The sequence below is a fragment of the Actinocorallia populi genome, assembly GCF_002995495.1.
Lineage (GTDB): Bacteria > Actinomycetota > Actinomycetes > Streptosporangiales > Streptosporangiaceae > Actinocorallia > Actinocorallia populi.
The window spans coordinates 32,760-48,153 of sequence record NZ_PVZV01000004.1; the positions used below are offsets into that span (position 1 = coordinate 32,760).

17 protein-coding genes are annotated in these 15,394 nt (G+C 71.8%); 13 read left to right on the forward strand and 4 right to left on the reverse strand.

Annotation, left to right across the window (positions count from 1 at the left end):
* Positions 1-9 precede the first annotated feature (9 nt).
* Entirely contained in the window at positions 10-669 is a 660-nt protein-coding gene (locus C2865_RS16755; RefSeq protein ID WP_106399435.1) for a LuxR C-terminal-related transcriptional regulator, read from the reverse strand.
* Entirely contained in the window at positions 669-2,099 is a 1,431-nt protein-coding gene (locus C2865_RS16760) for a sensor histidine kinase (RefSeq protein WP_157963825.1), read from the reverse strand. The genes C2865_RS16755 and C2865_RS16760 overlap by 1 nt, the downstream gene beginning before the upstream one ends.
* A gap of 109 nt (positions 2,100-2,208) precedes the next feature.
* On the opposite strand from C2865_RS16760, the gene C2865_RS16765 reads away from it, so the two are divergent.
* Entirely contained in the window at positions 2,209-3,114 is a 906-nt protein-coding gene (locus C2865_RS16765) for an ABC transporter ATP-binding protein (RefSeq protein ID WP_106399437.1), read from the forward strand.
* Positions 3,111-3,845, forward strand: coding sequence for an ABC transporter permease (locus C2865_RS16770; protein ID WP_106399438.1), 735 nt, complete (start codon positions 3,111-3,113; stop codon positions 3,843-3,845). Before C2865_RS16765 ends, C2865_RS16770 begins: the two co-directional genes overlap by 4 nt.
* Before the next feature lie 25 nt (positions 3,846-3,870).
* Here C2865_RS16770 and C2865_RS16775 read toward each other — a convergent pair whose 3' ends face one another.
* Both C2865_RS16775 and C2865_RS16780 read right to left on the reverse strand, forming a co-directional pair.
* Entirely contained in the window at positions 3,871-4,404 is a 534-nt protein-coding gene (locus C2865_RS16775) for a copper chaperone PCu(A)C domain-containing protein (protein ID WP_106399439.1), read from the reverse strand.
* Between the two features lie 147 nt (positions 4,405-4,551).
* Positions 4,552-5,694, reverse strand: coding sequence for a phosphatidylinositol-specific phospholipase C1-like protein (locus C2865_RS16780; protein ID WP_106399440.1), 1,143 nt, complete (start codon positions 5,692-5,694; stop codon positions 4,552-4,554).
* A gap of 253 nt (positions 5,695-5,947) precedes the next feature.
* On the opposite strand from C2865_RS16780, the gene C2865_RS16785 reads away from it, so the two are divergent.
* The 11 genes from C2865_RS16785 to C2865_RS16835 are packed head-to-tail and all read left to right on the forward strand — an operon-like array spanning position 5,948 to position 15,373.
* Positions 5,948-6,931, forward strand: a complete 984-nt coding sequence (locus C2865_RS16785; protein WP_232835656.1) for an urea transporter — start codon at positions 5,948-5,950, stop codon at positions 6,929-6,931.
* Between the two features lie 33 nt (positions 6,932-6,964).
* A complete protein-coding gene (locus C2865_RS16790; protein ID WP_106399441.1) occupies positions 6,965-7,273 on the forward strand; it encodes an urease subunit gamma in 309 nt (102 codons plus the stop codon).
* Positions 7,273-8,070, forward strand: coding sequence for a sirohydrochlorin chelatase (locus C2865_RS16795; protein ID WP_106399442.1), 798 nt, complete (start codon positions 7,273-7,275; stop codon positions 8,068-8,070). The genes C2865_RS16790 and C2865_RS16795 overlap by 1 nt, the downstream gene beginning before the upstream one ends.
* Positions 8,063-8,485 carry an urease subunit beta gene (gene ureB, locus C2865_RS16800; RefSeq protein WP_106399443.1) on the forward strand — a complete coding sequence of 141 codons (423 nt, stop codon included), beginning with the start codon at positions 8,063-8,065 and terminating at the stop codon, positions 8,483-8,485. Before C2865_RS16795 ends, ureB begins: the two co-directional genes overlap by 8 nt.
* Before the next feature lie 5 nt (positions 8,486-8,490).
* A complete protein-coding gene (gene ureC / locus C2865_RS16805) occupies positions 8,491-10,212 on the forward strand; it encodes an urease subunit alpha (RefSeq protein WP_106399444.1) in 1,722 nt (573 codons plus the stop codon).
* Entirely contained in the window at positions 10,209-10,928 is a 720-nt protein-coding gene (locus C2865_RS16810) for an urease accessory protein UreF (protein WP_106399445.1), read from the forward strand. Before ureC ends, C2865_RS16810 begins: the two co-directional genes overlap by 4 nt.
* 10 nt (positions 10,929-10,938) lie before the next feature.
* On the forward strand, positions 10,939-11,574 hold the full coding sequence (gene ureG / locus C2865_RS16815) for an urease accessory protein UreG (RefSeq protein ID WP_106399446.1): 636 nt from the start codon (positions 10,939-10,941) through the stop codon (positions 11,572-11,574).
* On the forward strand, positions 11,556-12,524 hold the full coding sequence (locus C2865_RS16820) for an urease accessory protein UreD (RefSeq protein ID WP_198653384.1): 969 nt from the start codon (positions 11,556-11,558) through the stop codon (positions 12,522-12,524). Before ureG ends, C2865_RS16820 begins: the two co-directional genes overlap by 19 nt.
* Positions 12,525-12,564: 40 nt before the next feature.
* Positions 12,565-13,080: a fluoride efflux transporter CrcB gene (gene crcB / locus C2865_RS16825; protein ID WP_198653385.1), complete on the forward strand. Its 516-nt coding sequence runs from the start codon at positions 12,565-12,567 to the stop codon at positions 13,078-13,080.
* Positions 13,077-13,433, forward strand: a complete 357-nt coding sequence (gene crcB, locus C2865_RS16830) for a fluoride efflux transporter CrcB (protein WP_106399447.1) — start codon at positions 13,077-13,079, stop codon at positions 13,431-13,433. The genes crcB (C2865_RS16825) and crcB (C2865_RS16830) overlap by 4 nt, the downstream gene beginning before the upstream one ends.
* Before the next feature lie 17 nt (positions 13,434-13,450).
* Positions 13,451-15,373, forward strand: a complete 1,923-nt coding sequence (locus C2865_RS16835) for an FUSC family protein (RefSeq protein ID WP_106399448.1) — start codon at positions 13,451-13,453, stop codon at positions 15,371-15,373.
* The last annotated feature ends 21 nt before the right edge of the window (positions 15,374-15,394 follow it).

Genomic DNA, 15,394 nt, shown 5'->3' on the forward strand with positions numbered 1-15,394 from the left:
CTCCTTCCGTCACGTGGCCTGGCGGCTGTGGAGGTAGGCGAGGACGGCCAGTACGCGGCGGTTGTCGTCGTCCGAGGGGGCCAGGCCGAGCTTGGCGAAGATGCCGGCCGTGTGCTTGGCCACGGTGCTCTCGCTCAGGTAGAGGTGCTGGGAGATGGCGGCGTTGGAGCGGCCCTCGGCCATCTGCTCCAGCACCTCGCGTTCGCGCGGTGTGAGCGCGGCCAGCGGCTCGTTCCGGGCGTTGCCGGCGAGGAGTTTGGCGATGACCTCGGGGTCCATCGCGGTGCCGCCCGCGGCGACACGGCGCACCGCGTCGATGAACTGCTCGGCGTTGAACACCCGGTCCTTCAGCAGGTAGCCGATGCCGCCCGAGCCGTCGGCCAGCAGTTCGCGGGCGTAGAGCTGCTCGACGTGCTGGGACAGGACGAGGACCGGCAGCCCGGGGATCTTCCGCCGTGCTTCGAGGGACGCCTGGAGGCCCTCGTCGGTGAACGTCGGGGGCAGCCGGACGTCCACGACCGAGACGTCGGGGCGCAGCTCCAGCAGGCCGCGCAGCAGCTCGGGACCGCTCTCCACGGCTGCCACGACCTCGAAGCCGTGGGCTTGCAGCAGGTGGACCAGACCGTCTCGCAGCAGGTAGAGGTCTTCGGCGACGAGTACTCGGTTCATCAGGGGAACAGTACGTGCCGAGGGACGTTCTGGCACATATAGGCCTCGCGGTTGTGGAGGGCGGGGAGGGTGGCGGCCACCACGTACATGGCGGTGCCGAGCAGGGTCATGAAGGCGATGCACGGCCACTGCCACGGCTCGGGCAGGTACAGCGCGAGGAACCAGCTCCTCTGCTCGGAGCCGAGCGCCTTGGCGACGCCGGCCACGATGCCCTGGGGGAACAGCGGGAGCCACGACGTCGACCACAGGAAGATCACCGTGGCCGTCTTCCAGCGCGGCAGCTTGACCACGTCCCCGGCCCAGTACTCGGGCAGCACCCGGGGCAGCTCCATGGCCACCGTGGTCGGCCCGCCCGGCGGGCTGTCGATCGCCATCACCCCGTCGAAGGCCGCCAGCCTGCGCTCGATCCCGTTCAGGCCGCTGCCCCTCGACGGGTCGGCGCCGCCCCACCCGTCGTCGGTGACCAGGACGCGCAGATTCGGCCCGCTGCTGCTGATGTCGATCTGCACCGTCTCGGCGCCGCCGTGCCGGGCGGCGTTGGCCAGCAGCTCGCTGACCGCGAAGTAGGCGGCCGCCTCCACCGGGGCCTCGGGCCGGTGCGGCAGGTCCACCTCGACCGACACCCGCAGCGGGCTGTCCATGGCCAGCGCCCGCACGGCGTCGCCGAGCCCGCGCTCGGCCAGCACCGGCGGGTGGACGCCGCGGATCAGCCGGCGCAGCTCGGTCAGCGTCTCCGCCGACGCCTCCTTGGCCTTGGTCATCAGCGCCCTGGCCGCCCCGGGGTCGGTGTCCATGAGCCGTTCGGCGGCGCCGATCGTCATGCCGAGGGCCACCAGCCTGGCCTGGGTGCCGTCGTGCAGGTCGCGTTCGATCCTGCGCATCTCGACGGCCTGCGTGTCGACCGCGAGGTTGCGCGCGCGGTTGAGGTGCGCCAGCCGTCCGGCCATGCGGCTGGCCGGGGTGGCGGCGAGGAGCAGCTCGCACCAGAACGCGTACACGCGCAGCCCCCGCCCGGGGAGCAGCACCAGCAGCGGCAGCAGCGCCGTCTTGACCAGGGGGTCCAGCAGCAGCCAGAGCAGGTCGCGCCAGGTCGCCGGGTCGGTGACCATCCACTTCCAGCGGTCGTTCCAGGCAGGCATCCGGGGCGTCTTGTAGAGGGTGCGGTGCGAGCGGTACAGCCCGTCGGCCTGCGGCTGCGGGGGAGGCGGCTCCGGCAGGTACGGAGGGTCGATCACCACACCGGTGGAGCCGCCCGCCAGGCGCCTCGCCGTTCCCGTCACCCATCTGGCCATGCGCACCTGCGGCGGGAACAGGAACACCATGCCCAGGCCGAAGACGCACAGCAGGCACAGGAACGCGGACGCGAGCGTGACGAGCTCGGCGACGCCGAGCGCGAGCAGCGCCAGGACCTGACCGTACTTCCGCAACATGCCATAAGTGTCGGGGAAGAGCGCTGATCCGAACATGGCACCTAGGTACACCCTTGTCCGGCAGCCAGCCCGGTTCTCGGGAAAGGGCCGCGTTCCTAGCGTTGAGGACATGAACGTCATCGAGGTCGAGAACCTCCACAAGCGCTACAAGGACCAGGTGGCGGTGGACGACGTGTCGTTCGAGGTGAGGGCCGGGGAGATCTTCGGCATCCTCGGCCCGAACGGCTCGGGCAAGACCACCACCGTGGAGTGCGTGTCCGGGCTGCGGATCCCCGACCGCGGCGTGATCCGCGTGGCGGGCATCGACCCCGTCCGGGAGCGGGACGCGCTGCGCCGCGTGCTGGGCGTGCAGCTGCAGAGCGCCACGCTGCCCGAGAAGATGAAGGTGGGGGAGGCACTCGACCTGTACGCCTCCTTCTACCCCGAGCCGGCCGACTGGCGGGAGCTCCTCGAGCGGGTGGGGCTGGGCGCCAAGCGGGACAGCATGGTCGGCAAGATCTCCGGCGGCCAGCGGCAGCGGTTGTCCGTGGCGCTCGCGCTGGTCGGGAAGCCGCGCATCACGGTGCTCGACGAGCTCACCACGGGCCTGGACCCGCAGGCTCGCCGCGACACCTGGGAGCTGGTCGAGCAGGTCCGCGACTCCGGCGTGACGGTCGTGCTCGTCACCCACTTCATGGAGGAGGCCCAGCGCCTCTGCGACCGGATGGCGCTCATCGACACCGGCCGCATCGTCGCCACCGACACCCCCGCCGGGCTCATCGAGCGGGTGGGCGGCGGGAAGCGGATGCGCTTCCGCCCCTCCGCCCCGGTCGACGACGCCGTGCTGCTGGCCCTGCCGGAGGTCACGGGCGTCACCCGCGACGGCGGCCAGGTGGTGGTGACCGGCACCGGCGACCTCGCCGTCGCCGTCACACTCGCCCTGACCGGGCTGAAGATCGTCCCCGGCGACCTGCACGTCGAGGAGACCACGCTCGACGACGCGTTCGTCGCGCTCACCGGAAGGAAGTCGGCGTGAAGAAGATCCTGCTGGTCGAGACCAGGCTGCTCCTGCGCGACTGGGCCGCCATCCTGTTCGCCCTCCTGCTGCCGGTGCTCCTCGTCGTGGGCCTCGGCCAGATCCCCGATCTGCGCAAGTCCGACCCGAACTTCGGCGGGGAGCGCTTCGTGGACGCCCAGCTGCCCGCCCAGATGATCCTGCTCGCGCTGCTGACGGTCTCCTTCACGATGCTCCCCAACGTGATGGCCACCTACCGCGAGCAGGGCGTGCTGCGCAGGATGTCGACGACCCCGGTGCACCCGTCCCGCCTGCTGGGCGCGCAGCTCCTGATCAGCCTGTGCTACGCGGCGTTCGGCGCGGCCGCGGTGATTTTTACTGCGTGGCTGGTCCTCGGCTCCGCGATCCCCGCCCAGTTCTTCGGCTTCGTACTGGTCTTCCTGCTGGGTTCCGCCGCCATGCTGGCCCTCGGCCTGGTGATCGCCTCGATCGCCCCCAACGCCAAGACCGCCCCCACCATCGGCACCGCGGTGATGTTCCCGCTCATGTTCCTCGCCGGCATGTGGGTCCCCCGCGAGGTCATGCCCGACGCGCTGCGCACCGCCAGCGACTACTCGGTCGTCGGCCCCTTCATCAACGCCATGCGCGACACCTGGGCCGGAGACTGGCCCGAGCTCTCCCACCTGGCCGTCATGACGGCGGGCCTGGCGCTGTTCTCCGCCCTGGCCGTGAAGCTCTTCCGCTGGGAGTAGCCACGCCGTCTCCCCCGGTTCCCGTTCAGGGGGCCGGGGAGTAGGTGGTGTAGCTGCCCTGGCGTTCGACGACCGGGGCGCTCAGGGTGACCGAGCCCGCCTTCTGGAACTTCAGGGTGAGGGGGACGGAGGCGTCGCTGTCGAGGTCCTCGGCCAGGTCGCGCAGGACGATGCGGGCGTCGGGGCCGATGCGGACGTCCTGGCCGGGCGGGAGCCGGACGGGGCCGCCGATGATCTCGGCGGATCCGGCGGCGGTGGAGGAGACGGATTCCAGGGTGTCGTCCTCGGCGGCGGCGGTGCCGGCGGTGGGGTCGGGCTCGCCGCCGGCGGGGCGGTTGATGAGGGTGAGGTAGACGGGGGCCGAGCCCCCGGCGGGGATGTCCTGCTGGTCGCCGCCGAGGACGAAGAGGTCGCGGATGTCGACCTGCCCGACCTCGCCGGAGACGCCGGCCTCGGGTGACACGTCGGACGGCTGGTCCTTGTCGTTCTCGGCGTCGCCGCATCCGCTCAGGAGAGCGGTCGCCAGGAACGCGGCGGCCGCCGCGCGGGTGAACCTCATGGCTTCCTCATGCCTGGAAGGACGTCGCGGAAAACGCCCCGCCCGCCATGCGCGGGTAAAACGACGCCCGAGTCATGCCGGATAGCGCGATGTTTGACCGGACCATGGCCCTTGCCGGTCTTCGACGGCCCGTCCCCCCGGAGCGGATCAGTCGGCGACGGCGCAGGCGTCCGGTGCGGTGACCGGGTTGCAGCGGACGTCCGCGAAGCCGGGCAGCGCGGCGTAGTAGCCGGTGGCGAAACGTGCGGCCAGGCCCGGGACGGGGTAGTCGGTGCTGACCCACTGGGCGCCGCTCGCCAGGGCCCGGTCGCGCAGGGCGGTGGAGCCGGAGCGGGCCTCCTCGGTGTCGGAATCGGCGCGGGTGCGCACCATGTAACCCCGGGCGACCAGGTCGGGGATGGACGCGGAGGCCGCGTCGTTGCGCTGGACGAACGCGGCGTCGGCCCGGCCGGGCGCGGACGCGGTGAAGAGGAGCCTTCCCTCCAGGGAGGGGCTGCCCTCGAGATAGCGGTCGCGCTGCGTCGCGTTGGAGTCCTGCAGGAACATCACCTTGCCGCGGGCCTCGTCCAGCAGTGGCCAGCCGTCCTGTAGGACCGACTCCTCCAGGGTCTTGCCGGGGCTGCGGACATCGTCGGGCGCCATGATCCGCTCACGGGGGAAGACCGAGAGGATCTCCTGCTCGGCGGTCAGCATGCGTTCCCGCGTCCACGTCACCAGCCGGATCGGCGGAAGCCCCTGCACCGGGATGTCCAGGGTGTCCTTGAACTCCAGCAGGATCGCGATCGGGACGTGCGACGGGCGGCCGTCCGACCACTGCTTCACCACTTGCAAGCACTCCACGAGCGACAGGCAGGTGCTCCGATAGTCGACGCCCGCGATGTGCAGCACCTTGGTGCCGGGTTCCTCCATCCGGGAGTCGTAGCGAGGCTTCTGCCCCGTCAGCGGCCGGATGGCGGGTCTGGCGTACGCGCCGCCCTCGGGGTCGGCGTAGAGGTCGAGTTCGATGTGCCGGACGTGCTGCCCCGCGAACTGCTGGTCCAGCGGAGCGTGGCTGTACTGCAGTCCCTGCGCCGCGCTTCCGGCGACCGTCGAGATGGGCCCGTACTCCTTCTGCGGGGGTTCGAGGTGGTAGCTGTTGTGGCTTCCGATCGTCTGGATCTGGTTGAGCCGCAGCTGCGGCGCGGCGGCCTCGGAGGGCGGGGCGGTCCAGGACGCCAGTGCCAGCGCGGCGGACACGGTGAGGGCGGTGAGGCCGGCGGCGGCGGCGAGGCGCGGGGGGCGACGGATCATGGATGCGAATGAATCTCACCTTCTCCTCCGCCGTCAAGGGCCGTCGGGCGCGAGGAACGCGTCGGCGCCCGGTGTCCGGGCCCGGCCCGATCGCGCATGGAAGTTCGGGTAACTGGATGTTTGACCGGAGCATGGCGCTTGCTGGTTTTTGTTGATCCAAATCCCGGAAACCAGTGTCGTGTACCTGCGTATCGATCCTGCGCCGAAAGGCCGCGGGGTCCGCACGCCTGCCGCGGTCGGGGGAGTTGGCGTCTTGGTATCGGCATCCGCATCACCGGATCAGCCCGGAGAGGGGCCGCACCCCTCGGGGCGGCGTGGCGTCGACGACCTGCTCACGATCCCGAAGGGCGTCGCGCAGGTCGACTTCCAGTCGAATCCCTGGACCGGCCTGATCTTCCTCCTCGCGTTGTTCGTCGGCGGCTGGCAGTTCGGCGTCTTCGGCCTGCTGGGCACGGTCGTCGCCACGCTCACCGCGTACCTGCTCGGCGTCTCCTGGAAGGACCGGATCTCGCTGGGCCTGGAGGGCTTCTGCGGCACGCTGATCGGCGTCGGCCTGGTGCTGTACCTGGGCGCGAGCTGGATGACGGTCCTCGTCGTCATCCTCAGCGCGATCGCCGGGAGCGTGCTGACGTCGGCGATGAACGTGTGGCTCACTCCTTACAAGCTGCCCACCTTCACCGCGCCCTTCTGCGTGGTCACCACCGCGGTGGTGATCGCCGCACCCGCCTACGCCAGGGTCTGGTCCCACCACGCGGGTGCTGCGCCGCCGTCGGCCACCGCCCCGGGCACCGAGATGACCTGGAAGTACCTGTGGCAGGGCACGTTCAACGGCGTCGGCCAGGTGTTCTTCCAGGACGTCTGGTACGTCGGCCTGATCTTCCTGATCGGGCTGTTCGTCGCCGGCTGGATGACGGGGCTGGTGGCGCTGGTCTCCAGCGTGGTCGGCCTGCTCACCGGCTGGGTGCTGGGCGTGCAGGCGGCCGATCTCGGAGCCGGCCTGTACGGCTACAACTCCGTCCTGACCGGGCTCGCGCTGTTCGGCATCTTCGTGGCGGTGAGCCCGGTGAGCGGCGTTTACGCCCTGATCGGCGCAGTGGCCGCCGCGGCGGCGACCGCCACCATCGGCAACCTGCTCCAGGTGGTCGGCGGCCACACCCTCACCTGGCCCTTCGTGCTGGTGACGTGGGTGTTCCTGGCGGCCGTCCCCATGTTCCGCAAGCTCCACCGCGCCGGATGAGCGTCCGGCGGCGACCGACCGAGAGGAACCTCGATGAACCTCACCCCGAGGGAGATGGACAGGCTGACCATCTTCACCGTCGCGCAGATGGCCATCAGGCGCCGCGACCGCGGCCTGAAGCTGAACTATCCCGAAGCGGTGGCGCTGATCACCCACGAGATCGTCGAGGCCGCCCGGGACGGCAAGAGCGTCGCCGACTGCATGAAGCTGGGCAAGGAGGTGCTGGGGCCCGACAAGGTGCTGCCCGGCGTCCGCGAGATGCTCCCGCTGCTGCAGGTCGAGGCCGTCTTCGAGGACGGCACCAAGCTGGTCTCCTGCCACGACCCGGTGGGCGGGAAGTAATGCCGGACGGCCGCACCGTCCTGCTGGTCGGCGGGCACGAGAGCCGCGACGGCGCGGTCCTGCCCGCGCTCGCCGGGCCGGACGGGCCACGGGCCGGAGGGCCGGGCCGCGACCTGCACGTCGCGCTGCGCGAGCACGAACGGGCCGTCGCGGTGCCGATGACGTTCGGCAGGGATCCCGGCCTGGCGGCCACCGCGGCCCAGACGCTGGGCTGGGCGGCGCGCGACCGGGCGGCCGGGGCGCTGCTGCTGGCCGGGCCGCTGGGCACCACCGGGCACCTGGTCTCCTGGATCAGGAGCGCGGTGACCCGGGCGCTGCGCGAGGGGCGGCCGGACCAGGCGGTGCTGCTGGTGGCGCCCGCTGCCGGGCCCGAGGCGGACGCCGAGCTGTTCCGGGTGGCCCGCCTGGTGTGGCAGCACCTGCCGGTGCGCTGGGTGGAGGTGGCGCTGACCGGGGGCGAGCCGGAGGTGGACGAGGGGATCGAGCGCTGCCGCCGGCTGGGCGCCGGGAGCGTCGTGCTGGTGCCCGCCTCCTTCGTCCCGGTCCCCGAGCGGCCCGGCATCCGGTCCACCGGGCCGCTGCTGGGCCGGGCGTCGCTGACGGCGCTGGTCCGCGACCGGGTGGCCGAGGCGGAGCGGCGGTGGGACCGGTACGGCGACGACGGGCTCGCGACGGCCCGCCACGACCACGGGCACGGCCATGGCCACGGACACGAGAACGACCACGAACACGACAGCCGTGACGGCTTTCCCGCCGCGCTGACGGTGATCCAGAAAGGGGCGGCATCCCATGCCTGAGTACATGTACGGCGAGGGCGACATCGAGCTGAACGCCGGTCAGGAACGCGTGACGATCACGGTGCGCAACACCGGTGACCGGGCCATCCAGATCGGCTCCCACTTCCATTTCTTCGAGACGAACCGCGCGCTGAGCTTCGATCGCGACCGCGCGTTCGGAAAACGCCTGGACATCCCCGCGGGCACCGCCGTGCGGTTCGAGCCCGGGGACACCAAGCAGGTGAAGCTGGTCGAGTACGGCGGAGGGCAGCGGCTCGTGGGCTTCGGCGGCCTGCTCAACGGGAGCGTCCGCTCCACCGAGGCGCGCCGCAAGGCGCTGAAGCGCATGCGTGAGCGCGGCTACCTCGACGAGCCCGAGGAGCCGGGCAAGGCCAAGGGCGGCGACAAGAAGCCGAAATCCTCCAAGAAGGGCTGACCACGATGACTTCGATAAGCCGTGAGAAATACGCGTCCATGTACGGCCCGACGGTGGGCGACCGCATCCGGTTGGGGGACACCGACCTCATCGTCGAGGTGGAGCTGGACCACACCGAGGGGCACTACGGCGACGAGACCCAGTACGGCGGCGGCAAGACCGTCCGCGACGGCATGTCGAGCGATCCCGCCACGAGCGGTCTGATCGCCCTCGACGTGGTGATCACCAACGCGGTGGTCATCGACCCGATGATCGGCGTCGTCAAGGGCGACATCGGCATCAAGGACGGCAAGATCGTCGGGATCGGCAAGTCCGGCAACCCGCACACCCAGAACGGGGTGGACCGGCGCCTCATCGTCAGCGCGGACACCGAGGTGATCTCGGGTGAGAACCTCATCGCCACTCCGGGCGGGATCGACACCCACGTGCACTTCCTCGCACCCGAGCAGGCCAAGCACGCGCTGAGCAACGGGATCACCACGCTGGTCGGCGGCGGCACCGGCCCCGCCGACGGCAGCCGCGGCTGCACCACCACGCCCGGCCCGTGGAACCTCGCCCGCATGCTGCAGGCCTACGAGGACATCCCCATCAACGTCGCGGTGTACGGCAAGGGCAACAGCAGCCTGCCCGCGGCGCTGGAGGACCAGATCCGGGGCGGGGCCGCGGGGCTGAAGGTCCACGAGGACTGGGGCAGCACGCCCGCGGTCATCGACTGCGCGCTCTCGGTGGCCGACGAGTACGACATCCAGGTCGCGATCCACACCGACACCCTGAACGAGGGCGGGTTCGTCGAGGACACGATCAACATGATCAACGGCCGCTCGATCCACACCTTCCACTCCGAGGGGGCGGGCGGCGGCCACGCGCCCGACATCCTGCGGGTGACGGGCGAGCCCAACGTCCTGCCGGCGTCCACGAACCCGACGCTGCCCTACACCGTCAACTCGGTGGACGAGCTGCTGGACATGACGATGGTCTGCCACCACCTCAGCTACAGCGTGCCCGAGGACGTGGCGTTCGCCGAGAGCCGGGTCCGCGCCGAGACCATCGCCGCCGAGACCGTGCTGCACGACCTCGGCATCATCAGCATCATCGCGTCGGACTCCCAGGCGATGGGCCGGGTCGGCGAGTCGTTCACCCGCGCCTTCCAGGTCGCCCACCACAACAAGGACAAGCGCGGGCCGCTGCCGGAGGACTCCTCCCGCAACGACAACTTCCGGGTGCTGCGCTACCTGGCCAAGCTCACCATCAACCCGGCCCGCGCCAACGGGATGGCGAACACGATCGGCTCGCTGGAGGACGGCAGGCTCGCCGACATCGTGCTGTGGCAGCCGCACTCCTTCGGGGCCAAGCCCTTCATGGTGGTCAAGGGCGGCGCGATCAGCTGGTTCCCGATGGGCGACCCGAACGCGTCGCTGCCGACGCCGCAGCCGGTCGTCTACCGGCGCACGTTCGGCGCCCGCGGAACCGCGCTGGCCAGCAGCTGCGTCACCTTCATGTCCCAGGCCGGGATCGCGGCCGGGGTGCCGGAGCGGCTCGGCCTGAGGCGGATCATCGAGCCGATCCGCCAGTGCCGCACCGTCGACAAGCGCCACATGGTCCGCAACACCACGCTCGCCGACATCGCGGTCGATCCGGAGACCTACAAGGTCACGGTGAACGGCGACGTCGTCAGCATCGAACCGGCCAAGAAGCTGCCGCTCAACAAGCTGTTCTTCCTCACATGAGCGCACCCGCGGCCGAACGCGTCGAGGAACTGGACCCGCTGCTGGCCCAGTTCCAGCTCACCGACTCGGGCTTCCCCAGCGGCCTGTACACGCTCTCGCACGGGCTGGAGGGGTACGTCCAGCTCGGGCTGCTGGACGGTCCGGCGGAGATCTCCGGGCTGCTGCGCGACCTGCTGTACCACTCGGTCGGCCCGGGGGACGCCACGGCGCTGGTGCTCGCCCACCGCGCCGTCACCGAAGGCGACTGGGACCGGCTGGCGCAGGTCGACCACCGGCTGCACGCGGTCAAGCTCAACCGCGAGCAGCGCACCGCCTCGGTGCGGACCGGCCGCCAGGTCCTCGACACGGCGGCCTGGGCGTTCGCGCTGCCCGAGACCGACCGGCTGGCCGCCCTGGTGGCGCGGAAGGAGGTGCCCGGCAACCACGCGGTCGTGGTGGGCGCCGTCCACGCCGGGCTCGGGGTCCCCGTCGAACGCGCGGTGGCCGGCGACCTGTACGCCTTCGCCGCGAGCTGGACGGCGGCGGCGGTACGCCTGGCGCGGGTGGACTTCCGCCGCGCCCAGGCGATCCTGCGCGAGGTCCGGCCGGACCTCGCGCGGGTGGCCCGCCGCGCCCTCGCCGCCGAGGACCTGCTCGACCTGCACGGCGCGGTCCCCGTCGCCGACACCGTCTCGGCCGCCCACGAGCGGGCTCCGGCCCGCCTGTTCATCACCTGAAGGGAAAGACATGGAACTGGAGAAGGTCTTCAAGGTAGGGGTGGGCGGCCCGGTGGGCTCCGGCAAGACCGCCCTGATCGAGGCGCTGGCGCCCCTGCTCATCGACCGCGGGCACCACCTCGGCGTGATCACCAACGACATCTACACCCAGGAGGACGCCCAGCACGTCCGGCGGACCCTGGCCGGGGTGCTCGACCCCGAGCGGATCGTGGGCGTGGAGACGGGCGCCTGCCCGCACACCGCCGTCCGCGACGACCCGACCATGAACCTGGCCGCCGCCGCCGACCTGGTCGACCGGTTCCCCGACATCGACCTGCTGCTGTTCGAGAGCGGAGGCGACAACCTGACGCTCACCTTCAGCCCGGCGCTGGCCGACATGTACATCTTCGTCCTGGACACCGCCGAGGGCGAGAAGATGCCGCGCAAGCGCGGTCCCGGCACCACGGACTCCGACCTCCTCGTCATCAACAAGATCGACATCGCGCGGTACGTGCGGACCGACCTGGGGGTGATGGAACGCGACGCGCGGGCGGTGCGCGGTGCGGGCCCGGTGGTGCTGACCGACTGCCTGGCCGGCACCGGGATCGTCGAGGTGGCCGATCTCATCGAGTCGCGGGCGGGGGCGGCGTGTACCTCTCCGGCCTAGAGACGCCCGGCGGCGCGGGGGCCGGCGACCGGCTGGCCCCCGGGTGGTACGAGCCGCCGTGGGTGCCGCCGGCGGTGCGCAGGCACTCCGCCCCGCCGGACACGCTGCCGGTCGGCAGTCCGGGCAAGGTCGGCGTCCTGGATCTGGCGTACGAGGAGATCGGCGGCCGGACGGAGCTGACCGGGCACTACCAGAAGTCGCCGCTGCAGATCACCCGCCCGCTGTACCACGACCCCGCGCTGCGGCACATGGCGCACACGATCATGATCGCGACCGGCGGCGGCACCCTCCAGGGCGACCGCTACCGCGTCGACGTCTCCTGCGGGGCGGGCGCGTTCGTCAACCTCACCACCCAGGGCGCCACCCGGGTCTACCGGATGGAGCAGGACTACGCCACCCAGCTGGTCAACCTCACGGCCGGTCCCGGCGCCTACCTGGAGTACCTGCCGGACACCACGATCCCCTTCGCCGGCTCCCGGTACTACCAGCGGATCGGGGTCACCGCCGACCCGGAGGCCACGGTCGTGCTGGGCGAGACGATGCTGGCCGGCCGGCTGGCACGGGGGGAGCGGCACGCCTACACGGCGTACTGCAGCGACATCGAGGTGCACGACCCCGACGGAGGGCTGCTGTTCGCCGACCCGCTCCGGCTGGTGCCGCAGGAGGAGGGGGTGACCGGTCTCGCGGTGATGGACGGCTTCGACGCCCTGTCGTCCCTGTACGTCGTCACCGGGGCCCGGCCCGCGCAGGAGGTGGCCGACGCCCTGCACGAGGCGCTCGCCGGCACCGGTCTGCGGACCGGGGCCAGCGTCCTGCCGGGCGGGCGGGGAGCCTGGGCGCGGATCCTCGGCGACACGTCGCCCGAGGTGGAGGAGGCCTTCATGCGGGCCTGGGAGGCCGTCCGCAGGCTGCTGCTGGGGGTGCCCGCCCCCGACCGCCGCAGGGCGTGACCCCGAGCCGTCCGTCTTATCGAGATCTGGAGCACCGGCAATGGAAGATTCGAGAGAGGCGGGAGGGCGCCTGCTCCATCGTGAGAAGGCCGAGGCCTCCGCCCTGGACCGGAACAAGACGGGGCCTCCCCGCCATCCGGGAATGCATTCCAGCGCGTTCCTGGACATCGCCGTCGGCGGCGCGATCGGCGCCCTGCTGCGTTATCTGATCACCGAGGCGATGCCCGGGGCGAAGAGCGGCTTCCCCTGGGGCACCCTCCTGGTGAACGTCCTCGCCTGCCTTCTCATGGGTCTGCTGACGACGTACCTGCTCAAGGGGCGGCCGCACCCCTCCGCCCGGCTCTTCCTGGTCACCGGCTACCTCGGCGGCTTCAGCACGTTCTCCCACCTCATCGACGGGATAGACGCGCTGGCCCGCGCCGGGAGCTGGGGCCTGAGCGTCACCTACGCGGTGGTCAGCGTGCTGGGCGGCCTGATCGCCGTCGCGGCGGGGCTGCGGCTGGGCGGGATGATCCCGCATCCGGCCGACCGGTCCGGAGAGGGGCGGACGCCATGACGTTCCTGCTGGTGCTCATCGGAGGCGCGTTCGGCGCCGTGCTGCGCTACGTCCTCGACGCGAGGGTCAAGAAGCGGTTCGGCAAGGCGTTCCCCTGGGGGACGCTGACGGTCAACATCCTGGGCGCGGGCCTCCTGGGGGCGCTGCACGGCGCGGGCACGGGCACCGCGGTGGAAGCACTGCTGGGCACGGGCTTCTGCGGCGCGCTGACCACGTTCAGCACCTTCGAGCTGGACACCGTCCACCTCATCCAGAACGGCGAGCACACCAAGGCCGTCACGAACATCTTCGTCTCCATCCTGCTCGGCGTCATCGTCTTCGCGCTCTTCTACGCCCTGTTCCGCGCGATCTGACGTCTGCTGGAGGCGGTATGGCGACAGGCGGCGTGCGAGCCGACACGAGGAGCTGGCTGAGCCGGGCGCTCGCACTGTCGCAGGACCCCCTGCCCTGGCTCGAGGCGACCCGCGCCGCCATCGGGCTCGGCGTGGTGATCGCGGTGGCGATGGCGCTGGGCAGGCCCGACGCCGGGCTGCTCGCGGCGGCGGGCATGGTGCAGGGGGTGATGCGGCCGGACGTGGGACCGTACCGGTCCAGGGTGCTGGGCCTGCTCGTCTCGCAGCTGGCCGGCGCGGCCGGTCTGGTCATGGGCCAGCTCGTCCACGGGCACGGCTGGTGGACGGTGGCGATGATCACGCTCGTCGCGCTGTTCTCCGGGCTGATCAGCTCGGTCGGCAAGGTCCTGTCGGGGGCCGCGCTGAGCCTGCTGTTCATGAACGTGCTCGGCGCCGGGCTGCACCCGGTCGGGGAGTTGTGGCTGCCCCCGCTGCTCCAGCTCGCGGGCGGCGTCTTCTACATCCTGCTGGCGCTGCTGAGCTGGCGCATCGCGGGCTCCGGCGCCGATCCCCAGCGCAAGGCAGTCGCCGCCGTGTACGCCGGGATCGCCGATCTCCTGGACGCCTCCCCCCACCCGGGCGAGGCCCGCCGGGCGCTCAGCCGGGCCACGGACGGCGCCCAGGACGCGCTGCTGCGCCATCAGCTCCGCGGAGAGGGGAGCTGGGACACCGAGACGCGGTGGCTGGTCGGCATGCTCAACGCGGCCACACCCCTGGCGGAGGAGACCACCGTGCTCATCCGGTCCGGGCGGACCGCGCCGCCGGGGCTGGCCGAGACGGTGCGGCGGATCGCGGAAGCGGTGCGGACCGGCCGCAAGGACGCCGACATCGCGCCGTTCGAGGGCGATCCGGCGTTCGCCCGGAGCATCGGCTACATCCTGCGGCGGCTGCCGAGCACGGAACTGGAGGGCCCCGACTGGCTCGGCCTGCCCGAGCCCCTGCCGACCAGGGCGCGGGAGGCGGCCAGGCTCGCCCTCACCTCCGGGGCCGCCTGGCGGTACGGGCTCCGGCTCGCCCTGTGCATGGCGATCGCCTCGGTGATCACCGAGGTGCCGGGGGTGCCGCACCTCCTCGGGATCCCCCAGGCGCACTCCTTCTGGGTGTCGCTGACCGTGGTCGTCGTGCTGAAACCCGACTTCGGATCGGTCTTCGTCCGGTCGCTGCTGCGCGCGCTCGGCACGATCGCCGCGGCCGTCCCCACCCTGCTGGTGCTGGTCGCGGTCCCGCGCGGCTGGGCCGCGGTCCCGCTCGCGGCGTTCTTCGGCGGGCTGATCCCGCTGCTGAAGGTCAAGTCCTACGCGATGCGCACGGCGGCGGTCACGCCGCTGATGCTCTTCCTGCTCGACATGATCTCCCCGGCGCCCTCCGGGGAGCTGGTGGCGGCCCGGCTGGCCGACACCGTCCTCGGCAGCCTGATCGTGCTGGTCTTCGGCTACGCCCTCTGGCCGGAGAGCTGGCGGATCCGGCTCGGCGACCGGATCACCGCCGGGTTCGAGGCGGCCGCCGACTACCTCGACGAGGCCTTCACCGGCTCCTGGGACGTCAGGGCCCGCGACCGGCGGGCGCTGCACCGCAGCCTCAACTCCATCCAGAACGGGTTGCGGCAGTCCTTGTCCGAGCCTCCTCCGGCCAGCCGCCAGGGCGGCGCCTGGTGGCCGGTCCTGATCGAGCTCGACCACCTCGTGGACGCCGTCACGGCCGCGTCCGTCCAGGTCAGGGAAGGCGCCGAGCCGCCGCCGGAACCGGAGGTCCGGGCGGTCTCGGCGGAGCTGCGGGAGATGGCGATGGCGATCCACGAGGGCCGGAAGCCGGCGGTCCGAGCCGCGGCCGCCCCCTCCGAGGACGTCCTCGACGATGTCGCCGCCCAGACCCGCTCCCTGCGCGGCAGCCTTCCGCTGTGACGGGCGGTCTCCGGCGGGGCC

Coding starts and splice junctions, on each gene's coding strand:
- C2865_RS16755 (WP_106399435.1), bottom strand. CDS start 669: ATGAACCGAGTACTCGTCGCCGAAGACCTCTACCTGCTGCGAGACGGT.
- C2865_RS16760 (WP_157963825.1), bottom strand. CDS start 2,099: ATGTTGCGGAAGTACGGTCAGGTCCTGGCGCTGCTCGCGCTCGGCGTC.
- C2865_RS16765 (WP_106399437.1), top strand. CDS start 2,209: ATGAACGTCATCGAGGTCGAGAACCTCCACAAGCGCTACAAGGACCAG.
- C2865_RS16775 (WP_106399439.1), bottom strand. CDS start 4,404: ATGAGGTTCACCCGCGCGGCGGCCGCCGCGTTCCTGGCGACCGCTCTC.
- C2865_RS16780 (WP_106399440.1), bottom strand. CDS start 5,694: ATGATCCGTCGCCCCCCGCGCCTCGCCGCCGCCGCCGGCCTCACCGCC.
- C2865_RS16790 (WP_106399441.1), top strand. CDS start 6,965: ATGAACCTCACCCCGAGGGAGATGGACAGGCTGACCATCTTCACCGTC.
- C2865_RS16795 (WP_106399442.1), top strand. CDS start 7,273: ATGCCGGACGGCCGCACCGTCCTGCTGGTCGGCGGGCACGAGAGCCGC.
- ureB (WP_106399443.1), top strand. CDS start 8,063: ATGCCTGAGTACATGTACGGCGAGGGCGACATCGAGCTGAACGCCGGT.
- ureC (WP_106399444.1), top strand. CDS start 8,491: ATGACTTCGATAAGCCGTGAGAAATACGCGTCCATGTACGGCCCGACG.
- C2865_RS16810 (WP_106399445.1), top strand. CDS start 10,209: ATGAGCGCACCCGCGGCCGAACGCGTCGAGGAACTGGACCCGCTGCTG.
- ureG (WP_106399446.1), top strand. CDS start 10,939: ATGGAACTGGAGAAGGTCTTCAAGGTAGGGGTGGGCGGCCCGGTGGGC.
- crcB (WP_198653385.1), top strand. CDS start 12,565: ATGGAAGATTCGAGAGAGGCGGGAGGGCGCCTGCTCCATCGTGAGAAG.
- crcB (WP_106399447.1), top strand. CDS start 13,077: ATGACGTTCCTGCTGGTGCTCATCGGAGGCGCGTTCGGCGCCGTGCTG.
- C2865_RS16835 (WP_106399448.1), top strand. CDS start 13,451: ATGGCGACAGGCGGCGTGCGAGCCGACACGAGGAGCTGGCTGAGCCGG.